This is a genomic window from Pseudomonas sp. IT-P171 (assembly GCF_949767765.1).
GTDB classification, from domain to species: domain Bacteria; phylum Pseudomonadota; class Gammaproteobacteria; order Pseudomonadales; family Pseudomonadaceae; genus Aquipseudomonas; species Aquipseudomonas fluorescens_B.
This window is the reverse complement of record NZ_CATKQN010000044.1, coordinates 214,982-237,492: the sequence shown is the minus strand read 5'-3', so window position 1 is coordinate 237,492 and position 22,511 is coordinate 214,982. Positions and strand designations below refer to the sequence as shown.

The 22,511-nt window shown below is 56.8% G+C and carries 28 protein-coding genes; 22 read left to right on the top strand and 6 right to left on the bottom strand.

All coding sequences use genetic code 11. From position 1 onward, the window contains the following. Positions 1 to 13 precede the first annotated feature (13 nt). The 3 genes from ACM6I5_RS21075 (at position 14) to ACM6I5_RS21065 (ending at position 2,533) form a co-directional block, all read left to right on the top strand. Positions 14 to 382 (top strand): phage tail tube protein, encoded by a 369-nt coding sequence (locus ACM6I5_RS21075; protein WP_414884617.1) that lies wholly within the window; start codon positions 14 to 16, stop codon positions 380 to 382. Beyond that, complete coding sequence (locus ACM6I5_RS21070; RefSeq protein ID WP_414884616.1) at positions 382 to 690, top strand: phage tail assembly protein; 309 nt, start codon at positions 382 to 384, stop codon at positions 688 to 690. Before ACM6I5_RS21075 ends, ACM6I5_RS21070 begins: the two co-directional genes overlap by 1 nt. A 100-nt stretch (positions 691 to 790) precedes the next feature. Further along, positions 791 to 2,533 (top strand): hypothetical protein, encoded by a 1,743-nt coding sequence (locus ACM6I5_RS21065; RefSeq protein WP_414884615.1) that lies wholly within the window; start codon positions 791 to 793, stop codon positions 2,531 to 2,533. 1 nt (position 2,534) lies between these two features. Here ACM6I5_RS21065 and ACM6I5_RS21060 read toward each other — a convergent pair whose 3' ends face one another. Then, a complete protein-coding gene (locus ACM6I5_RS21060; RefSeq protein ID WP_414884614.1) occupies positions 2,535 to 3,122 on the bottom strand; it encodes a hypothetical protein in 588 nt (195 codons plus the stop codon). Between the two features lie 115 nt (positions 3,123 to 3,237). Between ACM6I5_RS21060 and ACM6I5_RS21055 the strand changes: the two genes are divergently transcribed. The 11 genes from ACM6I5_RS21055 to ACM6I5_RS21005 all read left to right on the top strand — a co-directional run bounded on the left by ACM6I5_RS21055 (position 3,238) and on the right by ACM6I5_RS21005 (position 11,723). Further along, positions 3,238 to 4,482, top strand: coding sequence for a DNA circularization protein (locus ACM6I5_RS21055; RefSeq protein WP_414884613.1), 1,245 nt, complete (start codon positions 3,238 to 3,240; stop codon positions 4,480 to 4,482). After that, on the top strand, positions 4,475 to 5,593 hold the full coding sequence (locus tag ACM6I5_RS21050) for a phage baseplate assembly protein (protein WP_414884612.1): 1,119 nt from the start codon (positions 4,475 to 4,477) through the stop codon (positions 5,591 to 5,593). The genes ACM6I5_RS21055 and ACM6I5_RS21050 overlap by 8 nt, the downstream gene beginning before the upstream one ends. After that, complete coding sequence (locus ACM6I5_RS21045; protein WP_414884611.1) at positions 5,590 to 6,105, top strand: phage baseplate assembly protein V; 516 nt, start codon at positions 5,590 to 5,592, stop codon at positions 6,103 to 6,105. Before ACM6I5_RS21050 ends, ACM6I5_RS21045 begins: the two co-directional genes overlap by 4 nt. Then, the gene (locus ACM6I5_RS21040) at positions 6,105 to 6,572 is read left to right on the top strand and encodes a phage GP46 family protein (protein WP_414884610.1); all 468 of its coding nucleotides are present in this window, start codon (positions 6,105 to 6,107) and stop codon (positions 6,570 to 6,572) included. The genes ACM6I5_RS21045 and ACM6I5_RS21040 overlap by 1 nt, the downstream gene beginning before the upstream one ends. 20 nt (positions 6,573 to 6,592) lie before the next feature. Then, complete coding sequence (locus tag ACM6I5_RS21035; protein ID WP_414884609.1) at positions 6,593 to 7,630, top strand: baseplate J/gp47 family protein; 1,038 nt, start codon at positions 6,593 to 6,595, stop codon at positions 7,628 to 7,630. A gap of 8 nt (positions 7,631 to 7,638) precedes the next feature. After that, a complete protein-coding gene (locus tag ACM6I5_RS21030) occupies positions 7,639 to 8,229 on the top strand; it encodes a YmfQ family protein (protein WP_414884608.1) in 591 nt (196 codons plus the stop codon). 3 nt (positions 8,230 to 8,232) lie between these two features. Continuing rightward, positions 8,233 to 9,195 carry a hypothetical protein gene (locus tag ACM6I5_RS21025; RefSeq protein ID WP_414884607.1) on the top strand — a complete coding sequence of 321 codons (963 nt, stop codon included), beginning with the start codon at positions 8,233 to 8,235 and terminating at the stop codon, positions 9,193 to 9,195. Beyond that, positions 9,192 to 9,506: a hypothetical protein gene (locus tag ACM6I5_RS21020; RefSeq protein WP_414884606.1), complete on the top strand. Its 315-nt coding sequence runs from the start codon at positions 9,192 to 9,194 to the stop codon at positions 9,504 to 9,506. The genes ACM6I5_RS21025 and ACM6I5_RS21020 overlap by 4 nt, the downstream gene beginning before the upstream one ends. Before the next feature lie 114 nt (positions 9,507 to 9,620). Beyond that, entirely contained in the window at positions 9,621 to 10,727 is a 1,107-nt protein-coding gene (locus ACM6I5_RS21015) for an acyltransferase family protein (RefSeq protein ID WP_414884605.1), read from the top strand. Positions 10,728 to 10,794: 67 nt separating this feature from the next. Then, positions 10,795 to 11,220, top strand: coding sequence for a cell wall hydrolase (locus ACM6I5_RS21010; protein WP_414884604.1), 426 nt, complete (start codon positions 10,795 to 10,797; stop codon positions 11,218 to 11,220). Further along, positions 11,217 to 11,723: a lysis system i-spanin subunit Rz gene (locus ACM6I5_RS21005; RefSeq protein WP_414884603.1), complete on the top strand. Its 507-nt coding sequence runs from the start codon at positions 11,217 to 11,219 to the stop codon at positions 11,721 to 11,723. Before ACM6I5_RS21010 ends, ACM6I5_RS21005 begins: the two co-directional genes overlap by 4 nt. Here the strand turns inward: ACM6I5_RS21005 and ACM6I5_RS21000 are convergent. Beyond that, the gene (locus tag ACM6I5_RS21000) at positions 11,699 to 12,094 is read right to left on the bottom strand and encodes a hypothetical protein (RefSeq protein ID WP_414884602.1); all 396 of its coding nucleotides are present in this window, start codon (positions 12,092 to 12,094) and stop codon (positions 11,699 to 11,701) included. The two genes, ACM6I5_RS21005 and ACM6I5_RS21000, sit on opposite strands and share 25 nt — an antisense overlap. Positions 12,095 to 12,646: 552 nt before the next feature. On the opposite strand from ACM6I5_RS21000, the gene ACM6I5_RS20995 reads away from it, so the two are divergent. Both ACM6I5_RS20995 and ACM6I5_RS20990 read left to right on the top strand, forming a co-directional pair. Continuing rightward, on the top strand, positions 12,647 to 12,982 hold the full coding sequence (locus tag ACM6I5_RS20995; RefSeq protein ID WP_414884601.1) for a hypothetical protein: 336 nt from the start codon (positions 12,647 to 12,649) through the stop codon (positions 12,980 to 12,982). A gap of 177 nt (positions 12,983 to 13,159) precedes the next feature. Beyond that, positions 13,160 to 13,615: a DUF2214 family protein gene (locus tag ACM6I5_RS20990; protein ID WP_414884600.1), complete on the top strand. Its 456-nt coding sequence runs from the start codon at positions 13,160 to 13,162 to the stop codon at positions 13,613 to 13,615. A 177-nt stretch (positions 13,616 to 13,792) separates the two neighbouring features. On the opposite strand, the gene csrA is transcribed toward ACM6I5_RS20990, so the two are convergent. Beyond that, positions 13,793 to 13,984, bottom strand: a complete 192-nt coding sequence (csrA, locus tag ACM6I5_RS20985) for a carbon storage regulator CsrA (RefSeq protein ID WP_017337657.1) — start codon at positions 13,982 to 13,984, stop codon at positions 13,793 to 13,795. A 250-nt stretch (positions 13,985 to 14,234) separates the two neighbouring features. Between csrA and ACM6I5_RS20980 the strand changes: the two genes are divergently transcribed. Further along, complete coding sequence (locus ACM6I5_RS20980; protein ID WP_414878722.1) at positions 14,235 to 14,600, top strand: SPOR domain-containing protein; 366 nt, start codon at positions 14,235 to 14,237, stop codon at positions 14,598 to 14,600. Positions 14,601 to 14,693: 93 nt separating this feature from the next. On the opposite strand, the gene ACM6I5_RS20975 is transcribed toward ACM6I5_RS20980, so the two are convergent. The 3 genes from ACM6I5_RS20975 to ACM6I5_RS20965 form a co-directional block, all read right to left on the bottom strand. After that, positions 14,694 to 15,383 (bottom strand): endonuclease, encoded by a 690-nt coding sequence (locus tag ACM6I5_RS20975; protein WP_414884599.1) that lies wholly within the window; start codon positions 15,381 to 15,383, stop codon positions 14,694 to 14,696. A gap of 4 nt (positions 15,384 to 15,387) precedes the next feature. After that, positions 15,388 to 15,657, bottom strand: a complete 270-nt coding sequence (locus ACM6I5_RS20970) for a DUF1654 domain-containing protein (protein ID WP_414884598.1) — start codon at positions 15,655 to 15,657, stop codon at positions 15,388 to 15,390. 176 nt (positions 15,658 to 15,833) lie between these two features. Continuing rightward, a complete protein-coding gene (locus ACM6I5_RS20965) occupies positions 15,834 to 16,922 on the bottom strand; it encodes an asparaginase (protein ID WP_414884597.1) in 1,089 nt (362 codons plus the stop codon). A gap of 350 nt (positions 16,923 to 17,272) precedes the next feature. Between ACM6I5_RS20965 and ACM6I5_RS20960 the strand changes: the two genes are divergently transcribed. The 5 genes from ACM6I5_RS20960 to ACM6I5_RS20940 all read left to right on the top strand — a co-directional run bounded on the left by ACM6I5_RS20960 (position 17,273) and on the right by ACM6I5_RS20940 (position 22,476). Beyond that, complete coding sequence (locus ACM6I5_RS20960) at positions 17,273 to 17,728, top strand: hypothetical protein (protein ID WP_414884596.1); 456 nt, start codon at positions 17,273 to 17,275, stop codon at positions 17,726 to 17,728. Positions 17,729 to 17,913: 185 nt separating this feature from the next. Further along, a complete protein-coding gene (locus ACM6I5_RS20955) occupies positions 17,914 to 18,870 on the top strand; it encodes a sugar ABC transporter substrate-binding protein (protein ID WP_084317971.1) in 957 nt (318 codons plus the stop codon). Positions 18,871 to 18,925: 55 nt separating this feature from the next. Beyond that, positions 18,926 to 20,479: a sugar ABC transporter ATP-binding protein gene (locus tag ACM6I5_RS20950; RefSeq protein ID WP_414884595.1), complete on the top strand. Its 1,554-nt coding sequence runs from the start codon at positions 18,926 to 18,928 to the stop codon at positions 20,477 to 20,479. Beyond that, a complete protein-coding gene (locus ACM6I5_RS20945; RefSeq protein ID WP_008028232.1) occupies positions 20,476 to 21,453 on the top strand; it encodes an ABC transporter permease in 978 nt (325 codons plus the stop codon). The genes ACM6I5_RS20950 and ACM6I5_RS20945 overlap by 4 nt, the downstream gene beginning before the upstream one ends. Positions 21,454 to 21,456: 3 nt before the next feature. Further along, entirely contained in the window at positions 21,457 to 22,476 is a 1,020-nt protein-coding gene (locus ACM6I5_RS20940) for a LacI family DNA-binding transcriptional regulator (protein ID WP_017337665.1), read from the top strand. Positions 22,477 to 22,511 lie beyond the last annotated feature (35 nt).

The following is a 22,511-nucleotide window of genomic DNA, read 5'->3' as shown; positions in this document are numbered from 1 at the left end:
GGAGAACCATCACATGGCAGGCAACAAGCGCGTAGGCGGCATCATCAGCTTGAAGATCGACGGCGATATGTACTTCGCCAAAGGCGACTTCACCTACAACATCGGCAGGCCGAAAAAGGAGGGTGTGGTCGGTAGTGATCGCGTCCACGGCTACAAGGAAACTCCACAGATCCCGTTTGTTGAAGGCGAGATCACCGATCGCGCCGAGATGAGCTTGGAAGCACTGCTCGACATCTCCGATGCCACGATCACCCTCGAATTGGCGAACGGTAAGGTAATCGTTCTGCGTGAAGCCTGGTACGCCAACGAGGGTACGGGCAACACGGGCGAGGGCAACATTCCGGTTCGTTTCGAAGGCATGTCGGCCGAGGAGGTCAAGTAATGGCGAAGGCAAAGGAAACGGTTGTACCGCTCAAGGAGCCGGTGCAGTTCGGTAGCGATACCGTCAGTGAGTTGACCGTGACCCGTAAATTGAAATACCTGCGCGGCTATTCGTTGCGGGTTACTTCAGACGGGAAAGGCAGTGGCACCGTCGACCTCGACTTCTCCACTCTGATTGACCTCAGCGCGAAGATGGCAGGGCGCACTCCGGCCTTTATCGACGAGATGGATGAGGAAGATCAGTCCGTACTCCTGCAGGAAGCGCGTGATTTTTTGCTGAAGCACCTCGGGGGTGGCAGTCCGGCGTGACTGCTGTCGTCAAGGTAATGGGCGTGCAGCCCTCGGAGGTCATGGAGATGGACTTCGACGAGTTGAACTGGTGGCTTGAGCGGGCAGAGGAGTGGACGGGGTGGCAGACAAAGGCTACGGATTAAGCGTAATCATCGGTGCTGTTGACCGGCTGACCGCTCCGCTGCGTGGGATGTTGGGGAAGGTGCAGGCGATCAGTGCGGGGATCAGCAAGTCACTGGACCGCGCCGGGCTTCCAGTATTCACCAACAGCCTGAAGAACGTGGGGAGCGCAATCGGCGGTGTTGGTACCGCCGTTGGGCAAAGCCGGGACAGGCTACTTGGGCTAGGGGCAACGCTGGGCATCACCTCTGCGGCAGTTGGCCTATTCGTGAATGGCTATGCAGATGCCACGGGCTTGATCGGTGACACCGCCGAACGCACCGGTATCAGCCGCGAACGATTCCAGGAACTTGGCTTCGCCGCCAAGCTCACCGGATCCTCTACGGAAGCGTTAGCCGGCGCACTGCAGAAGATGAACATCAACGTCGGTGCCGCGACCAAGGGTTCGAAAGAGCTCCAGGACATGTTTACCGGTCTTGGCATCAAGCTGAAGAACACCGATGGCAGCTTAAAAAGCACCGACCAGCAGTTCGACATGTTTGTTGACCGTATTTCCAAGATCAAAAATCCTGCGCTGCAGGCTCAGGCCGCGGTGAAGATCTTCGGTAAAAGTGCGACTGAGCTTTTGCCACTGATCAGGAGTGGCGGTGCCGGTATCAAGGACATGGCCGACGAGGCTCGGCGTCTCGGGATCGTTCTGTCCGACGATGCTGTTCGGGATGGTGAGGCTTTCGGCGACATCCTGGACACACTCAAGGCAGCTGTCGGCGGCGTCGGCAACATCATCGGCACCGCGCTCGTTCCTGAGCTTAGCAAGATGTCCACGTGGCTGACTGAAACGATCGTCAAATACCGGCCTCAGATCGAAGCGTTCGCCACCAGCTTTGCCAAAAACCTGCCAGGGAACATCCAGAAAATCACCGCTTTCCTCGGTGACCTTTACGAGGGGATTCAGCCGGTAATTAACGCGGTCGGCTGGCTGTCTGACACCTTCGGCGGTGCCAACGTTATCTTCGCGGCGCTCGGCGCGTACATCGGCGGTGGGCTCGTGATGAGCATCCTCAACCTCGCCGTGGCTTTCAAAGGACTGGGATTCGCCATTGCCGCGACGCCGGTTGGCTGGTTCTTGGCGGCGGTGTTCGCCATCGGTTTTGCTGCGACGGTGATCTACAAAAGCTGGGACAACATCGTCGCGTTCTTCGAAGAGAAGTGGGCGGGCGTTAAAGCGGCGTTTAGCGACGGGATCATCAACGGCATCGTTAAGGTGTGGGAGGAGTACAACCCGGCCACCCTGATCATGGAGGCGCTCAACGGTTTGGTGAAGTACATGACCGGCTGGGACCTTAGCGCGATTCTCGGAGAGAAGATCAGGGACGCAATGAGCGCTATGAAAAGCGCCATTCCGGACTGGGCGGCGAAGATGCTCGGTATCGAGGTTTCGGGTGGCGCTGCCACTGGTGATGCTTCAACCGGCACAGAGCAACCATCAGCACAGGTCCAGGCACCGGAGTCTGGTGCCGCCGCACCGGGGTCTGAAAAGGACTTGGCCGATATCGGGCGTCGGGCAGCACGGGTTGGCAATGAGTCAGCAAAAATCGTTGCTACACCACCTCAACCCCAAGAAGTTCGCGTGAAGGTCGACTTCACCAATATGCCAAGGGGTGTGCAGGTGAAAACCGAGGGAAGCCAAGGTGCGCAATTCGATACAGACCTTGGCTATTCAATGGCCTCGCCGGTTTGAGTTACTTTTTCATGGACTCGATAAACGAGCTCGAGCTGGCCTCTGCCTTGGCTGTTTCGGCAGCCTTTGCCTTCAGCGTGTTGATCTGCGTTTTAACCTCAGTCAACCCAAGAGGCTCGAGAACTGCCAGTGAGCGGTGAAAGCTGAACGTAGCGGCAACCCCTTCCTTATAGTAGCTGCGGGAATTGCCAGCCCCGCTTTTCAGCCAGCCGTCAGCAAGTAGTGCCTGCTCCAACACTTCACGCTCGGTGAGATGGAAGTCCAGGCGAATGGAGCTGTAAGACAATTTCTCAGGAGGCACCGTCGATATTTTTGGCTCGGTGCGGGAATCGGTTTTACTGGAAAAGTTGTCTTTGCCATTGAAAAACACTGAAGCGCTGTCGGCCTTCGCGCCGTAAATCACTGTGGGCTTGTTTCGCTTGCACTCGTAATAGCTGTACTTGTCCTCGCATTGTGTGAACCCAAGCTCTTTGCCGATGGCAGGTGTACCTGGCACAGAAAGCCCGGCAACTTGAACGGTCTGAAGGCGCTCCTCTGCGTGAGCGACGCCTGCCAACAGCAAAACAACAACAGCTCCAAGCTTTTTCATAACGCAATCCCTTCTGTGAATTCGCCCCATCATAAATGGCTTCTCGCTGTTTGTGCGGGTATGCATTTGAACTTCACCAGCCCGGCAGCAGCCCGGGCTTTGCCGGAGCGAGGACATGACCTGGCGAGATAACTACCACGCCGCGAGCTTTCGCGGCGTTCCTTTTTTTGTTGAGTCTGCAGACAGCACCCATGGCCGCCGCCAAGCAGTTCATGAGCATGCTCAACGTGATGTACCGTATACCGAGGACCTTGGCCGGAAGGCTCGGGAATTCTCGGTTTCCGGTTATCTGATTGGCGCTGAATATCAAACCCAGCGTGACGAATTGATCAAGGCTTGCGAGACCGCAGGCCCTGGCGTTCTGATTCACCCGTACCGCGGTGAGATGACGGTCACCTGCCGAGGGCTGGGGGTAAGCGAGAGCTCCAACGAAGGCGGCTTTTGTCCGGTGAAACTGACCTTCCTGGAGTCAGGGGAGGCTTCTTACCCGTCAGCCAAAGTCGATACCGTCAATGCGATCGATGCAAAGGGCAATGCTGTCACGGCTGCCGCTGAGAAAAGCTTTGTTTCGGACTTTCTCACTACCGGATTTCCCGCCTATGTCGCGGAGTCCGCTGTAAGTGGGTTGGCCGAACTCGGTGAATTCATGGCCGCTCCGGGCTTGAGCTTTGCCGGTGATTTACAGGCGGCATCAGATTTTTATCAGCAGGCCAAAGGGCTTGCCTCAGACGCGCTCAGCCTGGTGCAGCAACCGCTGCAAATGGTCAGCAGGATTACAAGCCTGTTCGGGTCGATCCGCTCGGCTTTCGGGAGTAATGCGTTCAGCATGCTGACCGGTCTGTTCGACCGTTCACCGTCCAATTATTCGGGCAGCACCGCGACCCCGAGTCGAAAACAGGAAGCGACAAATTACGTCGCCATGAATGCTCTGGTGCGCCAAGCCGCCGTAGCCGAAGCCGCAAAGGCCGCAGTTGTTACCCAGACGACTGTCACTACTGCGAGCGGGCTAACCCAAACCTCAACTGCTCCGACCGTCTACGACAGCTATCAGGAGGCAATCAAAGTCCGCACAGACCTGCTCGACAGGATCGACGCCGAAAGCGAGGCAACCCCGAATGACGAGGTGTACGTGACGCTGTCGGACTTGCGCACGAGTGTTGTCCAGGCGGTACCAAATCCTGAGCAGGACCTTGCTCGCATCGTCCAGTTCGTCCCTAGGGAAACACTGCCATCTCTGTTGGTGGCCTACCAGATTTATGGAGATGCCGGCAGAGCCGATGAAATCGCGACCCGTAATGGTCCGCGTCACCCTGGGTTTTTGGTGGGCGGCAATCAACTAGAGGTGCTGGCGGATGGATGACCTCGAACTGCTGGTCAATGGAATGAACTACTCGGGCTGGACGTCTCTTGGCGTGACCCGGGCAATCGATGCTGCGACCACTGCTTTCACCGCCACTCTCACCGAAAGATGGGAGGGCAGTGAGAGCTCTGCCTCGCAGGTTGAACCGTGGCCAATCATCCCTGGTGACTCGTGCGAGGTTCGGCTGGCCAGCTTCCGAATGGTCGTTGGCTACGTCGATATCTTCAAGCCGTCATATAGCGCCAATGACCACACCATAAATATCCAAGGCCGGGACAAGGTTGCCGACCTCGTCGATTGCAGCGCTGCGCACGCGCCGGACGAGTGGAAGAACATCGACCTGCTCAGATTGGCGCAGATCCTTGCTGCGCCTTTCGGTGTGAAGGTCATCGCCGATATTGACGTCGGCGAACCATTCCCGGTGTGCAAGCTGCAGCAGGGAGAGACAGCGTTCAAAGCGATCGAGCGATATGCCCGGCAGCGAAAAGCGTTGTTGATGCCGGATGGCGCCGGCGGTCTGTTGATAACCCGCGCTGGCGTTCGACGTGCAACTGCCTCGCTGGTCCAGGGCGAAAACATCCTTAGCGCAAGTGGCACCATCGATCACAGCCAACGCTTCAGCAGCTACCTGGTGAAGGGCCAGGCCAGCTACAGCCCGGACAGCACCGGTGAAACTGAGGCGCATATAGAAGGCGCGGTCACTGACAGTGGAATCAAGCGTTATCGGCCGATGTTGTTGGTCGCCGAGACGGGCGGCACGTCATCGAGCCTCAAGGATCGGGCTACTTGGGAAGCAAACAGTCGAATTGGCAAGGGCGCTGCTGCGAGCATTTCTGTTCAGGGATGGCGACAAAGCCCGGGCGGTGCACTTTGGGAGCCGGGCCTGCTGGTGTATGTGCGGTCGGTCTGGCTTCGGATGGATGGGTGGATGCTGATTCGCCAAGTGACTTATGAGCGAGGCGAGGGAGGCACTACCGCCAAGCTGGAAATAGTCAGCCCGCAAGCCTTTGATCCAGAACCTCCGGACGGAAAGAAATCCACGAAGAGCGATAAAAAGGGCTCGCGGAACATTTGGCGTGAGGCTATCCCGGAAGAGGATCGAATTAAATGAGTGAGGCTATCCGAGAGCTAGGCAACCGGGTGCGGATGATGTTCGGTCGAGGTGTATTGCGCGCGGTCAGCGACACTGGCCCACGGCAACAGGTGCAAGTCGAATTGCTCAAGGACGAGCTGCGTGACGGGCTGGAGCACATGCAGAACTACGGCTTCACCAGCCATCCGCTGGGTGGCGATTGCGCCGTCGCGTTCAGCGGCGGGGTCCGTGAGCAAGGGATTGTGCTGGTTATTGATGATCGCCGGTACCGCATCCCCCTGCTGGCTGGCGAAGTCGCGATCTATGACGACCTGGGCAACAAGATCGAGTTGTTGCGGGAGATGGTGAAGATCACTGCGGTACAGCACCTTGAGGTGGTTGCTCCGACGATCAAGCTGATCGGCGATCTTGAGGTGATCGGCAACATCAGCACCACCGGAACCATCACGAACAACAGCAAAAACATTGGCAGTGCCCACCAACACAGCGGCGTCACCGCCGGTAGTGGAAATTCTGGAGGGCCTGTCTGATGGCCGATGCCGCAATGGTAATGACCGAAAACGGCGGCGAGCTGGTTTTGTCGGGCTTCGACCTGGCTCGTGACGATGGCCTGGAAACAGGCGTGATTATCAGCCTCTTCACCGATCGCCGGGCCAGCCCCGAGCAGATCCCAGCCGAGCTACCGCAGGATGATTTGCGCGGCTATTGGGGGGACATCAGCAACGCCACCCCGTCTGACCAGACCGGCTCTCTGCTTTGGTTGTTGGCCCGCGAAAAGCAATTACCTCAGGTCCTCAGTCGCGCCAAGCAGTATTGCTTGGAAGCCCTGGCCTGGATGGTGGATGACTTGATTGCAACGCGAGTTGAGGTCACGACGGAGTTTGGAGCCAGGGGCTGGATGTGGATCACCGTTGATATTTTCCGGCCGACCGGATCCCCGGTTCGCTATCGCTTCAATTATGAATGGGCGGCTCAAGCCGCGAAGAGGTCCGCCTGATGCCATTTGCTCGACCCACATTGACCGAGCTGATCAACCGGGTAATAACCGACATCAGCAGCCGGGTGACCGGTGTTGACAGTGCGGTGCTGCGTCGATCCCTGCTCGGGGTTCTCGGCCAGTCCGAGGCCGGCGCCGTGCACATGCTTTACGGCTATCTCGATTGGATTGCCAAGCAGTCGATTATCGACACCGCCGAGAAAGAATATCTGGAGCGTTGGGCTGCGATCTGGAAGGTAATACGAAAGACCGCTGGCTTTGCTTCCGGACAGTACGCACTTTCCGGAACTGCTGGTGCCGCCATCCTTGACGGTACGATTGTCCAGCGCCAAGACGGCGTCCAGTACAAGGTGCTAGGCGATGCCGTGTTCGGCGGCGGACCGTTGATCGTTCCCATCCTGGCGATCGAGGCGGGGGAGGCTGGTAACTTCGACTCTGGACTGCCTATTTTTCTGCTGTCTCCAATCGCCGGAGTTCAATCCACTGGCACTACGGCCACTAAGATCGAGGGCGGCGTTGACGTCGAGTCAGATGAAAGACTGCTGGCTCGACTTCTGGCCAGGATTCAACAGCCTCCACACGGCGGCGCGGCTTTCGACTATGAACAATGGGCGCTTGAGGTTGCAGGTGTGACACGGGTCTGGGTTTACCCGCTTCAAATGGGGGCGGGCACTGTCACTGTGCTGTTCGTGTGCGATGAGGATGTGACCATCATCCCTTCCCCGGCAAAGGTGGCCGAGGTCCAGGCGTACATAAATGCACGCGCTCCGGTGACAGCAGAAGTCTTCGTCGCGGCGCCAATCGCCGATCCGCTGGACATGACCATCAAGCTCACGCCGAACACCACTATTGTTCAAAACGCAGTCCGCGCCGAACTGGCGGACTTGATCGACCGTGACTCTGCGCCTGGCGGGCCAATTCTGATCAGCCGTCTGCGTGAAGCCGTATCGCTGGCCGCCGGCGAGGACAACAACCAGGTAATCACACCAACTGCGGATGTGACGCACGCCACTGGCCACATGGCAATCCTGGGCACCCTCACTTTCTCCAGCTTTTAGGAGGCGCAATGCCAACAGCTGCTGAATACAGGGAGCAGCTGAAAGCGCTGCTTCCACCTGGCCAGGCCTTTCCCCGCGACCACGGCACCACGCTACACGAACTTCTTGATGGGATGTCGATTGAGCTCGCGCGTGTCGATGGACGAGCAAGCATGCTGCCGCAAGAGGCAAACCCATCCACATCTGCCGAGTTGCTACCTGACTGGGAGCGAGTGGCGGGACTGCCTGACAAATGCTCAGGCGTCCTCGAGGAAACGTTGCAGGGGCGGCGAAGCGCATTACTGACAAAGCTCACAAGCACTGGCGGCCAGTCAGCTGAGTACTTCATTGAGCTCGCTGCATCCCTTGGGTACACGGTGACGATCGAAGTGTACAGGCCGTTCAGAGCCGGGATATCAGTGGCTGGGGATGCATTGACTAACGGCCCATGGGTTCATACCTGGTTGATCAGAGCGCCAGAGGTGAGCGTCACAGAATTTCGAGCAGGCCTTTCCGCCGCTGGTGAGCAGCTACGCACGTGGGGTAACGACACGCTCGAATGCAAAATAAATCAATTGAAGCCAGCGCACACGATAGCGCTCTTCGCCTACGGAGATTGACGCATGCACAGAATTGACGGGGCTGGAGCCACGGTTGATAACAAGTTCACCGAGGGCGACCCGGTTGGCGGCGTTCAGGCAACGGTCGTTACTGATGACTGGTTGAATGATGTGCAGGAAGAACTGATGAGCGTTCTGACAGCAGGCGGCATTCCGCCAGTTAAGGGCACGCAAGACCAAGTCCTCAAAGCGGTTAAGGCTATGGTGGCAGGCGCCCCTACTGTTCAGGGAGCGTTCAAAAAACTTCAAGGGTCCACCACCGGACTTAACGCAAGTATCTCGGTATCTGCAGATGAAATCGTTGTTGCAAGTTCTGCGAACCTGTATGCGACGTTGCGTGGGGTTGCTGTAGCCATCAACAGTGCTGCGTCGGGCGCGAACGGACTGGACACCGGCTCGCTCGCTGCTTCGACCTGGTACTCGACTTGGATCATCTGGAATGGAACTACCGTGTCCGGATTGATCTCGCTATCAGCGACAGCGCCAACGCTGCCAAGTGGTTACACCCATAGGGCGCGGACAGGCTGGATCCGGACCGACGGTACCGCAAACAAGTACCCGCTTTCCTGGATTCAGATCGGCCGAAAAAGCTCGTATAAGGTGGCTGCTGGGTCAAACGTTGTTGGTTGTCCCGTGATCTCATCGGGATCGCAAGGCAACATCAGCACTCCAACATGGCTTGCCGTTTCAACTGCTGCTGTAGTACCGCCGACAGCCGCGAGTATTGATTTGGTGATGTCAATTCATGCTCCGACTACAAGCTCTGGGAATGCCATTGCCGCACCCAACAATGCTCATGGCGCCTTTAACAGCGCGGCGAATCCGCCTCAATTGGCGCTAGGTGTTGCCGCCGCATATGACAGTTCATCGAAAGCGAACTTTATGCTTGAGTCAACCAACATATACTACGCAAGCAACAACACAACAGCTGCTCTGCAGTGCGTCGGCTGGGAGGATAACTTATGAGTTTCGCAATCCGTAAAGATGGGCTTGGATGGCGTGCTATTGACTCAGAAGCAGATATTAACAGCGATGAGGTTTACTCGGATTCAATGCCAGAGATCCCGGCAGGTGATCCGCATGCTGAAATAAAACAGCAAGCGACAATTGCTCTTTCTGAATCGGATAAAGCAATTCTTCGCTGCTATGAATCGGCAATTCCAGTTCCACAAGATTGGATTGCGTATCGGAAGGCTTTGCGAAATATAGTTTCTTCTGGTATGTCTGATCCTGAATCTTTGCTTCCTATTGCGCCAGAGTACCCTTCAGGAACTTAGTAATTCTAAGCTCAAGGAAGAGCTATGCAATCCATGCCAACTAATAAAATTAGTGTGCTTGGTGCTGTTTTGCTATAAAATGGATGGTCGAATTTAAAGCATCACGGATGGAATATGCAGGTCGTTAAACAAAACGAAGATATCAGCGCTCTTCGCGGTATAGCCATTTTATTAGTGGTTTCCTACCATGTTGGATCTGTTAGTTTCATTCCGGATTGGTTGAAGACAATACTTGTCAATTTTAATGGCGGATGCGGAGTTGATCTGTTTTTTGTGATAAGTGGTTTTTTGGTAAGCGAGTCTCTTTCAAGATCGTTTGCAAACAGAAAGATTTCGGCCCGCAGGTCGCTCAGTGTGTTCTTCGCCCGGCGATGGTTCAGGACGGTCATTCCAGGTGTCGTATGGGTAATTGCATGGACCGCACTCTCGTTCATGATTCCACTTCTCGGAAATCCGTACGACAACCTACATCATGCAATTGCAGCAATTCTTCAAGTTGCGCACCTGTACTTATACTTTCATTGTGTGAAGGTTGGTGAGTGCGGTATTTTTGGGTACTACTGGACACTTTCGCTGGAGGAGTGGTTTTATGCGTTGCTTCCACTTCTCGTAATCGTTGCGAAGATTAGAGTTGCGGTAGCAGCAATAGTCTTTTTTATTGTTCTACTTTTCATTGTTGGATTCAATGAGTGGCCTCTATGGGGCGTCTTCAGAATCCAGCCAATGCTTATTGGTGTTTTAATATTTTTCTATAAAGACTCGGTAACTAGCTTTGCATATAAGACGCTGGCTGGGCGATCTGGTCTTGCTTTATCCGTCGCTGTTGTGGCTGCTCTGACCTATGTGAACTCCCACTACTCGGTAAAGGGCTACATCTTTGTTGTAGTAATGTGTGCCGCTTTGTTTCTTATGGCTCTACCAGGCCAAGGCATGCTAGTTGGCAACGGGCTTATTCGGGACAGGTTATCAGCCGCCGGCAAGGTTTCTTTTTCTACATACCTTGTACATATGCCGCTGATATTGATAGCTGATCATTTTTATTCGAGAAATATCGAGTGGGTTTCTCCGATTATACCTGCCGTTTTCCTCGCGATCTCTTTGTGGTTCTTGTCTGTAAGGTCATTCATTCACCTTGAGGAGCCTTGTAGAGATCTTGGATATAGAGTCAGCGACAAAATATCTACATCAGGTATGGCAGTCGGAGCCCAAGAAAAGGCCTAAGTCATAGCTAGTAACTTCAATTAATGCCTCGACTATGTCGGGGTTTTTTTTCGCCTGGAGAAAAGTGATGACTGTATCGGATCAGGACCGCGACATCCTCGCGCGCACGCTGTGGGGCGAGGCTCGTGGTGAAAGCTTGGCCGGCCAGATCGCCGTGGCTTGGACGATCCGCAACCGCGTGAATGACGGCAAGGACAAGTCATGGTGGGGAGAAGGCTATGCCGGCGTGTGCCAAGCCAAGTACCAGTTCAGTTGCTGGAACAAGACTGACCCGAACTTCGCCTACCTGTCAGGCGCGAAGCAGATCCCGTTCCGCGAGCTGGCTCAGGCGCGGCTTGCGGGTGATCAGGTGATCGACGGTAAGGTGCTCGATCCAATCGGCGGCGCCACGCACTATTACGCGATCGCTATGAAAACACCACCAGCCTGGGCCGCGAAGGCCAAGCAGACGCTGAAGCTCGGCGGACACGTCTTTTTCAAGGACGTGCCATGAGTCCCGCGGTGGGGAAGTTGGCCGGCATCCTACTGCTGGTTCTGGCCACTGCCGGCGCCGCCTGGAAGGTCCAGGACTGGCGCTACGGGAAGCAACTCGCCGAGCAGGCAGAACTGCACCAAGACGACCTGGCCGCCATCAGCAACGCCGCCGCCGCCCAGTTGCGCGCCGATCAGGACAAGCGTCTGGTGCTCGAGCAGCGCCTGTCGGCCAGCGACCATGCACATCACAAGGAACTAACTGATGCTCAAGTCAACCAGGCTCGCCTGCGCGATCGCCTTGCCACTTCTGATCTGCGGCTGTCAGTCCTCATTGCCGAGGATCCAGCCGGTGTCTGTTCAGTGCCTGCCGGTACCGAAGCCGTCGGCGTGGTTCATGGAGGAGCGCGCGCCCGACTTGACCCAGCGCATGCTCAACGAATTATCGGAATCACCGACGCCGGCGACCAAGGACTGATAGCGCTAGCCGCATGCCAGGCCTACGTGAGGGAGGTGTCTCGCTGATGGGGGAAAGGGCTGTCGAACGGTTTTTCGCCGGTGAGTTCGCGAATCCTGAGGGTGAGTTCACTGATGTGCCTGCTATTGGCCATCAGCTCCCAGTTGCTTTTCGTCTCAATATCGGTGGCTCTACGGTTTGAATCTGAGAGGTCGGCCTTGGCCTTCAACAGTTCGGCACGCAGCGCCCCGCATTCTTTGGTGACATCGGCATGCATTTGCACCAGGCCGAAGATGTCTTCGCGGGCTTTGCGCAGTTGCAGGGTCAGTTCCTGCACCTCGTTCTCGGTGATGCGCAGGAAGTAACGACAGGTCTCAAGCTCGGTCGGGCAGCCAAGCCAGTCGCTGGTGTCTTCTATGTCGAGGTGGTCCACGGTCATGCCTTTTCGATACTGTTCGGATATACAGTAATCGAGGCGCAAGAATCGGGCGACGGTGAGGCGACGAACTGTAGAGTTTTGGGTGGTGTGCGGTCGGAAGAACGCCGGGGAAAGGGGTACTACTGTAGGAATATACAACGCTAAGTTATTGATTCTTATAGGTGGATGTGCCGGATTTGCACCTTCGATAGAACACCTGTTTTTCCTTATATATCAATTGCTTGCATCTGTTTCGGGGTCACCTTGACATGGTGGGGGTCGTTGGTTCGAGTCCAATCGCGCCTACCAAACAAAATCCGCTCTGCTGGGCGGTCTAGAAGGGCTCACCGAAAGGTGGGCCCTTTTTTGTTGCTTCGAATTTCATGCAGAACGTTTGCAACACCCCCCGCTCAAAACGCCGATCAGCGCCCATCTGCAGTTCATCACCTCAAGGCAATCGCCGAGATATCATCCTGCGCAACCGGATGCGATTCTGAGGTGATGGCAATTTGGCATTGCTGAGATTTACGGGTATCGTAGCGCCCAATCTTTTACAGGCAATGGACGGCAGTAATGACAACAGGGACTTCAATCGTTACGAAGCAAGAGACTTACTCAGGTTACGAGATCCTTGTTGCTACAGTCGGCCCCATCAAAACAAATCCAGACGAACCAGAAAATCTGCAAACGCATCACACGACAAAAATTTCGATTTGGTTCGACGGAAAAGAAGTCAGAGGGGCCAGTGAAGCGCCTTCGATGCTTTTTGTATCCCGTGAAGATGCAGCCGAGTTTGGCTTCGAAATTGGCCGAGTGATTGTCACCCAGCGTCGCAAGTCAGCTGCTTTCAAGCGGATAGTTCGCACCAGCGAGCTCTTTAAGCTACCGCGATTGCTTTTCCGTTATTAAGAATTCAGGTCGCGAAGCGGGTGAACTCATCCATCATCATTCACTGCCGGGCCGGCACTCCATGACGTGCCGGATAGCGCAGGCAGCCTCTGTCGCAGATGCTTGAAGCGGGCAATGCGATGTTTTTTGGGCTACTACTTCAGGCCAATCCGAACGTTGGCCTGAGGGAGTATATCGATGCTTGTGCACTGGTTTCTTGCTGCGATCCATCTCTTGGCGTTTGCCCTGGGTTTCTGGGCAGTCCTGTCTCGCGGTACGGCCTTTCGGCGCCTGGCTACAGGCGTGGGGGAAGCGCGCAGCGTATTGATCGCGGATAACCTGTGGGGGATTTCTGCAGTCCTCCTGTTGGTCACCGGTGGGATGCGCGCCTTTGCCGGGTACGAAAAGGGCGCGGACTACTATCTTCACCAGCCGCTGTTCCACCTCAAAATGACGCTTTTCGTCCTCATTCTGCTGCTTGAAGTTGCGCCGATGGTGACGCTGATCAAATGGCGGATGGCACAGGCGAGGGGGGCGGCCATCAATACCGGCCGTGCAGCGCTGTTTGCACGGATCAGTCACATCGAAGCGCTGCTGGTTCTGTTGATGGTCGTGGCGGCTACCGGCATGGCGCGGGGTGTGACGTTTGGTTAGTCGAGTGCGGTTGCGCACTTCCCCAGGATTTATCCGAAACGTCCGACAGCCATGACGTGAGACATGCCGCTAGTATCGGCTTCACGTTCCGGGTGGCTGCGGTGGTGATAGCGACGCTTGAATCTTAGCCAGCCGTGGTTCTGGGGCGAACGGGCTGGCTACTGACTGCAGCAGGATTCAGGGTTGTGGCTTGTCCGGGGCGGTCAGGCCGGCCTGAATGCGCTGATAAATTTCTTCGCGGTGCACCGCAACGTCTTTCGGGGCGTTGATGCCGATTCTGACTTGCTGGCCGCTTACGCCCAGAATGGTGATCGTAATGTCATCGCCAATGTTTATGCTTTCACCGACTTTGCGGGTGAGTATCAGCATGGTCTTCTCCTTGATTGCTTTATAGGGCACCTGATTCGGACAGTGCAGAGGTCGGTGGTATGTATAGATTAGTGCGAAGTCTCACGGTTTGGGTGCCTCTTTCTGACGCGCAGATGCTGCATTAATTCCCAAGGCGTAACTATACAGAGGCCGCATCCATCATTCTCGTTGTTTTGAGCCCATTTTGCGGCACTCGGGAAGTATTCATGAATGTTAAAATCCCTGCTTTCAGCATTCAGAGGGAAGCGTTGTGCGCAAAATGGCCTTGGTAATCGCAGTACTGGCGTTGGCGGGATGTGGTGAAGGCAAGAGCGTAGAGGCGCAAAAACCGCAGCCAGCGGCGACTGCCGCCCCAGTGGTGGCCGCCGCACCCCAGTGGGATCTGGAAGTACGAGGTGAAATAACCCAGGCGGTCAGCGATCTTAGCGGCTGGCTGATCGAGCACAGTTTTGTTGCCAGCGTGGTCAAGGAAAATGGCAAGACCCGCATCCTGATGGGCCCATACAATTCGAAAGCCGAAGCTGAAGCCAAGCAGGCGGAGGTTCGCGCGGCGCTGACCCGGGCGAAAAAACAGAACATCGAATTGCTGGTCATCGAGCGTCCGGTGACTCAGTAACGGCGATTGACCACCCTGGTAAAGCGAGGGCGGTTAAAAACAAAAAAGGCCTTGGGCATTCAACCCAAGGCCTTTTTTGCGTTCAGTCAGCGTTCAACCGCACGCTTTCAAGTCAACCGGCCCGACAAACTCGTTACCACGTCCCATCACGCACGCCACACTTTGATTGCGTTGCCGTTCCCAGGCTTGCACCGGATAGGTTTTGTTCCAGGCCTCGTACAGTTGCCGATCCTGTTTTGACAGGCGCAAGCCGTACTGCTTGCTCATGTAGAAGTAAGTCCGGGCGATCATGCCGCGAATGGAAGGGCGAGGCATGACCTTCTTTGCCTTGAAATCAACCTGGGTCAGGCACGAGCCATATTGCCCGGATTGCTCAGGCAGCCAGCCAAAACTGAAGTTGCTGCGATCGCCGTTTACTTCGCCGATGCTCGGCACCAGATTGTGCAAGTCGGCCTCGGCTTTCTGATAGGTCGGGTCGTAGCGCGTGCAGTTCTTGCGTCCGCCTTCCTGCCAGCACTGACGCTGGTGACCGATCTGCCAGGCAGGGACGATGTGCTCCCATTCGATGCGAGCAGCACGCTTGGCATTTTTGCGCGGCACATAACCACAGGCGGAGAGGTTCACCTTGTTGCCGGTGTACTTGCACCCGCAGTAGAACTCGGTGGATTGCGGCGCATACAACTTCCAGGCGACTTTCTTGGCTTCGCTGAAGGTGCGCGGAGCGTCAGCCTGGGCACCTATCGCGAAGAGCAGAAACAGCAAAGCAAAACAACGGACACTCATTGACTCAATCTTCCTTCGGCACAACCCAGAAAATCTGCACACCGCCATCGTCGCGGTAGGCGAGGGTGACGTTGTCGTTCTCGTCGATTTCTTCGAGCAACTGTTCCCACTGATCCACGGGCTCGTCCGGAAGACGAAAGATCAGCGCAGCTTTGGCTTTTTGAGCGGTGGGGGAATTGATGATTTTCTGGACGCGCATGCCCATGCGTTCATAGGCGTCAGGAGAGGCAGGGGTGGTGGCCACGGAATTATCCTTATTAAGCTGTACGTGCATACAGTATTTAACTGTAGGCAATTTCGCAACTGCTTAAAATTCAAGAAAATCCTCTGACAGCGGTTTTTTCCGTTTGGTGTAGGAAGAGGCGAATTTTTTTATCGGATAAGAAACCACTCGCCGGGGATGGCGAGTGGCAACAGGCGCCCGACCGGGACCGGTCGGGCGAGGGTGAATCAGTATTCCCAGAACATCCGCTGCAGCTCTTTGCTGTCATTGGTCTTGGTCAGTGCGACCATGGCCAGGATGCGTGCTTTCTGTGGATTCAAGTCATGCGCAACGACCCAGTCGTACTTGTCGTCAGGTTGTTCAGCGTTACGCAGTACGAAACCGCCAGCGTTGACGTGGGAGGACCGAATGATCTGCACGCCGTCCTTGCGCAGGGCCTGCAAGGTTGGAACGACCCGCGAAGACACCGATCCATTACCGGTGCCGGCGTGGATGATGGCTTTGGCGCCGGACTGAGCCAGCGCTTTGTAGGCAGTGTCACTCACGTTGCCGTAGGAATAGGCGATTTCGACGTCAGGCAGACTTTTGATGTTCTTGATGTCGAATTCCGAATCCATGGTGTGGCGCTTGGCTGGCAGGCGGAACCAGTAGGATTTGCCTTCGACCACCATGCCGAGTGGACCCCAGGCACTTTTAAACGCCTCGGTCTTGATGTTGATCATCTTGCTGACGTCACGACCTGACTGGATTTCATCGTTCATGGTCACCAGCACGCCTTTGCCACGAGCGTCTTTACTGCTGGCTACAGCGACGGCGTTATACAGGTTCAGCATGCCGTCGGCGGACATCGCGGTGCCCGGGCGCATGGAGCCCACGACGATGATCGGCTTGTCGGTTTTTTCGACCAGGTTCAGGAAGTAGGCGGTCTCTTCCAGGGTGTCGGTGCCGTGGGTAATGACGATGCCATCGACGTCTTTGCTGTCGGCCAGTTCGGCCACACGGCGGCCCAGTTGCAGCAGGTTGTCGTTGGTGATGCTTTCTGACGCAATCTGCATGACCTGTTCACCGCGAACGTTAGCCAGCTGGCTCAGTTCCGGAACGCCGGCGATCAATTGTTCGATGCCGACTTTCGCCGCTTGATACGTCGCGCTGTTGGCGGCGCTGGCGCCTGCGCCGGCAATGGTGCCGCCGGTGGCGAGGATCACCACGTTCGCCAGTTTTTGTTGGGTTTCGGCTTCTTTTGCCTGAAGGGCGGTCGGAAGGAGCAGCAGGAGGGCCAAAGCGCCCGGAACGAAAGTCTTGAAAGCAGATGTCATTATTTTTCTCTCTAGTTGTGAGACAGTGCGGATGCAGGTTCATCTAGATGCGCCCCGGACAGATCTGAACGTCTGGGGTGAATGAGAGGGAGCAGGATCTGTACCAGTCATACCTGGAAATGAAAAATAGCTTTAACCTAATGATTCATATGAATTATTCACATTTAGTTGATCATTGTTTAAGCGTCCTGTTGTCCGGTTTTCCGAATATGTTTGTTATTTGCGTTCGGCTCTCCGAAAAGGGCTACGTCTGCTGTTGATCAAGTCGCCTTGCAAGATGGCAAATCATTGCTAAAGAAACCTGCGCACAGGTCGATGTTTCTCTGAAGGATTATTTTTCAGGAGTTCACATGTCGTTTTCGATCGGCTTTCCCAATGCAGGCGCAATCATTATTGGTGGCAAGTCCACCGCTGTGATCAACACCCTGAGCGAATCAACTTCCGAGGCTTCGACATTGGTGTTGGGTACCGAGGAAGAGGACGGCGCTACCAAGGTATGGATCGGTGGTGGCGCGGAGAACGAAACGAAAACCGACAGTGAAAGCGGCAGCGACCAAAGCGTCGTGGTGAAGATGTTGCTCAAGCGTATGCAAGAGCTGCAGCAGCAACTGCGCGAACAGCAGCAACAATTGGCGGCGGCTCAAGTGGCGCCTTATCCGACGCCGGAAGCTAAAGCGGCGGTTGTCATGTCGATTCAGGGGCAAATTGCCAACACCAGCGGGGCACTGTCGGAAGTCACGGGTAATCTGGTCAAGGAACTGGTCAAGGGCTCCAGCGCGGGCGGAGTGATCAGCACTACGGCATAACCGGTTTTGTTACCTGAAGCACAAACTGTACTTTTCGGTCGTTGACAAATGACCACAGGGTTCGCATAGTTCGGTCTACGCAAACGTTTGCGCGGCTCCGCCGATGGCTTGTTCCTCGGCGAATGCAGTGAAGCTTATGCCAGCGCAAGCGTTGCTCAGAATAATCATAAGATCGGAGTGAACCCATGAAGCTGCCATTCGCTGGACGTCTTCTCGCTGTCGCTATGCTGGCTGCCGCATCCGCCGCGTTGCCTGTCTCCTCGGCTTTCGCCGAATCCCCTGAAAAACCCAAAGTCGCGCTGGTCATGAAATCCCTGGCCAACGAATTCTTCCTGACCATGGAAGACGGCGCCAAGGCCTACCAGAAAGACCACTCCGGCGATTTCGAACTGATCTCCAACGGCATCAAGGACGAAACGGACACGGCCAACCAGATCCGCATCGTCGAGCAGATGATCGTCTCCAAGGTCAATGCGCTGGTCATCGCGCCGGCTGATTCCAAAGCCATGGTGCCAGTGATCAAGAAAGCGGTGGATGCCGGCATCACCGTGATCAACATCGATAACCAGCTGGATCCAGCCGTCGTCAAAAGCAAGAACATCACCGTCCCGTTTGTAGGTCCGGACAACCGCAAAGGCGCGCGGTTGGTGGGTGAATACCTGGCCAAGCAGCTGAAGGCCGGTGACGAAGTCGGCATCATCGAAGGCGTGTCCACCACCACCAATGCCCAGGCCCGTACTGCCGGCTTCAAGGATGCGATGGAAGCGGCGCAGATCAAGGTCGTATCCCTGCAATCCGGCGACTGGGAAATCAACAAGGGCAACCAGGTTGCCTCGTCCATGCTCAGCGAATACCCGAACATCAAGGCTCTGCTGGCCGGCAACGACAGCATGGCCGTAGGCGCCGTGTCTGCAGTCCGTGCCGCGGGCAAGGCCGGCAAGGTGCAAGTGGTCGGTTACGACAACATCAATGCCATCAAGCCGATGCTCAAGGATGGCCGTGTCCTGGCTACCGCTGACCAGTTTGCCGCCCGCCAAGCCGTGTTCGGTATCGAGACGGCGCTGAAAATCATCAAGGGCGAGAAGGTCGACAGCGGCACTAACGGTGTGATCGAAACGCCGGTAGAGCTGGTTACCAAGTAGTCCTTCCGGCGATACAACGGTGCTCGCCCGTCCGGGCGAGCACATGGAGATTCTTATGTCAGTTTCCGCTCCGAACGCTGTCCTCTCGGTCAGCGGTATCGGTAAGACCTATGCGCAGCCAGTCCTTGCCGGCATCGACCTGACGTTGATGCGTGGTGAGGTGCTGGCGCTGACCGGCGAGAACGGCGCCGGCAAAAGCACGCTGTCGAAGATCATCGGCGGGCTGGTCACGCCGACCACCGGCCAGATGCAATTCCAGGGTCAGGATTACCGCCCCGGCAGCCGCACCCAGGCTGAAGACCTGGGCATTCGCATGGTCATGCAAGAACTCAATCTGCTGCCGACCCTGTCGGTGGCGGAAAACCTGTTTCTCGACAACCTGCCCAGCAATGCGGGCTGGATCAGTCGCAAGCAACTGCGCAAGGCCGCGATCGAGGCCATGGCCCAGGTTGGGCTCGACGCGATCGACCCGGACACCTTGGTCGGCGAACTGGGCATCGGTCACCAGCAAATGGTCGAAATCGCCCGGAACCTGATCGGCGATTGTCATGTGCTGATCCTCGATGAACCGACTGCAATGCTGACGGCCCGTGAAGTCGAGATGCTGTTCGAGCAGATCACCCGTCTGCAGGCGCGCGGCGTGTCGATCATCTATATCTCGCACCGCCTCGAAGAGCTGGCCCGTGTCGCACAGCGCATTGCGGTGTTGCGCGACGGCAATCTGGTCTGCGTCGAACCGATGGCCAATTACAACAGCGAGCAACTGGTAACCCTGATGGTCGGCCGTGAGCTCGGTGAACACATCGACATGGGCCCACGCAAGATTGGCGCTCCGGCGTTGACGGTCAAGGGGCTGACTCGCTCGGACAAGGTGCGCGACGTGTCGTTCGAAGTGCGCGCTGGCGAGATTTTCGGGATTTCCGGTTTGATCGGGGCAGGGCGTACCGAGTTGCTGCGCCTGATCTTCGGCGCTGACCCGGCGGACAGCGGCACGGTCGCACTGGGATCGCCCGCACGGGTCGTGAGTATTCGTTCACCGGTTGATGCAGTTGATCATGGCATTGCCCTGATCACTGAAGACCGCAAGGGCGAGGGCTTGCTGCTGACGCAATCGATCAGCGCGAATATTGCCCTGGGCAACATGCCAGAGATTTCCAGTGGTGGTTTCGTCAACACCGGTGACGAGATGTCCCTGGCCCAGCGTCAGATCGACGCCATGCGCATCCGCAGTTCCAGCCCGACGCAATTGGTCTCGGAGCTGTCCGGCGGCAACCAGCAGAAAGTCGTGATCGGCCGTTGGCTGGAGCGCGATTGTTCGGTGTTGCTGTTCGACGAGCCGACTCGTGGCATCGACGTCGGCGCCAAATTCGACATCTATGCACTGCTCGGCGAACTGACCCGTCAGGGCAAGGCGCTGGTGGTGGTGTCCAGCGACCTGCGCGAACTGATGCTGATCTGCGACCGCATCGGCGTGCTGTCGGCGGGGCGCCTGATCGAGACGTTCGAACGCGATAGCTGGACCCAGGATGACTTGCTTGCCGCCGCTTTCGCCGGTTACCAAAAACATGATGTGTTGCTCAATGAAGCAGCGCCTAGGGACCCTCAATGAAAACTGCAACGTCCGCCGGTAAACGTAGTGGCAATTTTTACGGCCTCGGCACCTATCTGGGCCTGGCCGGTGCCTTGCTGGCGATGGTCGCGCTGTTCTCTGTCCTGAGCAGCCATTTCCTGTCTTACGACACCTTCAGCACACTCGCCAACCAGATTCCGGACTTGATGGTGCTCGCGGTCGGCATGACATTCGTGTTGATCATCGGCGGCATCGACCTGTCGGTGGGCTCGGTGCTGGCGCTTGCAGCGTCGACGGTCAGCGTGGCGATTCTCGGCTGGGGCTGGAGCGTACTGCCGGCGGCGCTACTCGGCATGGCGGCGGCTGCGTTGGCCGGGACCATCACCGGTTCGATCACCGTAGCCTGGCGTATTCCGTCGTTCATCGTGTCCCTCGGCGTGCTGGAAATGGCGCGCGGCGTGGCGTATCAGATGACCGGTTCGCGCACGGCCTACATCGGTGATGCCTTTGCCTGGCTGTCCAACCCGATCGCCTTCGGTATCTCGCCATCGTTCATCATTGCCTTGCTGATCATCTTCATTGCGCAGGCGGTGTTGACCCGCACGGTGTTCGGTCGTTACCTGATCGGCATCGGCACCAATGAAGAAGCGGTACGTCTGGCAGGGATCAATCCAAAGCCCTACAAGATCCTGGTGTTCAGCCTGATGGGACTGCTGGCGGGTATCGCCGCGCTGTTCCAGATTTCGCGCCTGGAAGCGGCGGACCCGAATGCCGGGTCGGGCCTGGAGCTGCAAGTGATTGCCGCCGTGGTGATCGGCGGAACCAGCCTGATGGGCGGCCGCGGTTCGGTCATCAGCACCTTTTTCGGGGTCCTGATCATTTCCGTACTGGCGGCCGGCCTGGCGCAGATCGGCGCAACCGAACCGACCAAACGCATCATCACCGGCGCGGTCATCGTGGTGGCGGTGGTGCTTGATACCTATCGCAGTCAGCGCGCAAGCCGGCGGACCTGAGTCATGGCAACAATCAAGGATGTGGCAGCGCTCGCGGGGATTTCCTACACCACGGTGTCCCACGTGGTGAACAAGACCCGGCCGGTCAGTGAGGAGGTGCGGATCAAGGTCGAGGCCGCGATCAAAACTCTCGACTACGTGCCCAGCGCCGTGGCCCGCTCATTGAAGGCCAAGACCACGGCGACCATCGGTCTGCTGGTGCCCAACAGTCTCAACCCGTACTTTGCCGAACTGGCTCGCGGCATCGAGGATTACTGCGAGCGTAATGGCTATTGCGTGATCCTCTGCAACTCCGACGACAACCCGGAAAAGCAGCGCAGCTACCTGCGCGTGCTACTGGAAAAGCGCATCGACGGGCTGATCGTGGCATCGGCCGGTGGCGACGCGGGGCTGGCAGAAGGTCTGGCAGGCGTGCGCACGCCGATGGTCATCGTCGACCGCGGGCTGGAAGGGGTGAATGCCGATCTGGTGCGCATCGATCATGAGTACGGCGCTTATCTGGCGACCCGACACCTTCTGGAACTGGGGCATCGGGACATCGCCACCATTGGCGGGCCTGCCAGTACCAGCGTGGCGCAGATGCGTCTTGCAGGTTTTTGCCGCGCCTTGAAAGAGGCGGGCGTCGAAGTGCCTGACGAACGCATGCTGGAAAGCGATTTCACCAGCACCGGCGGTTACAGCGCCGCCGCCATCCTGTTGGAGAAGAACCCGCCCAGCGCGATTTTTGCCGGCAACGACATGATCGGCATCGGCGTGCTGCGAGCCGCCGCCGAGCGCAATATTCGTGTGCCGAGCGAGCTGTCGGTAATCGGTTTCGACGATATCCAGATGAGCCGTTATGTCTATCCGGCGTTGACCACCGTAGGCCAGTCGATCCTGCAACTCGGCGAGATGGCGGCCGGCGTGCTTTTGCGCAGGATCGCCACACCGGACATGGCCACCGATCAACGGATCGTGACGCCCAGTATCGTCCTGCGGGAATCGACCGCGCCGCTGGCCGGTGTGTTTGACCACTTCCGTTGAATATGGAAAGCCGTTAAATCAAAAGCGCCGTTGAA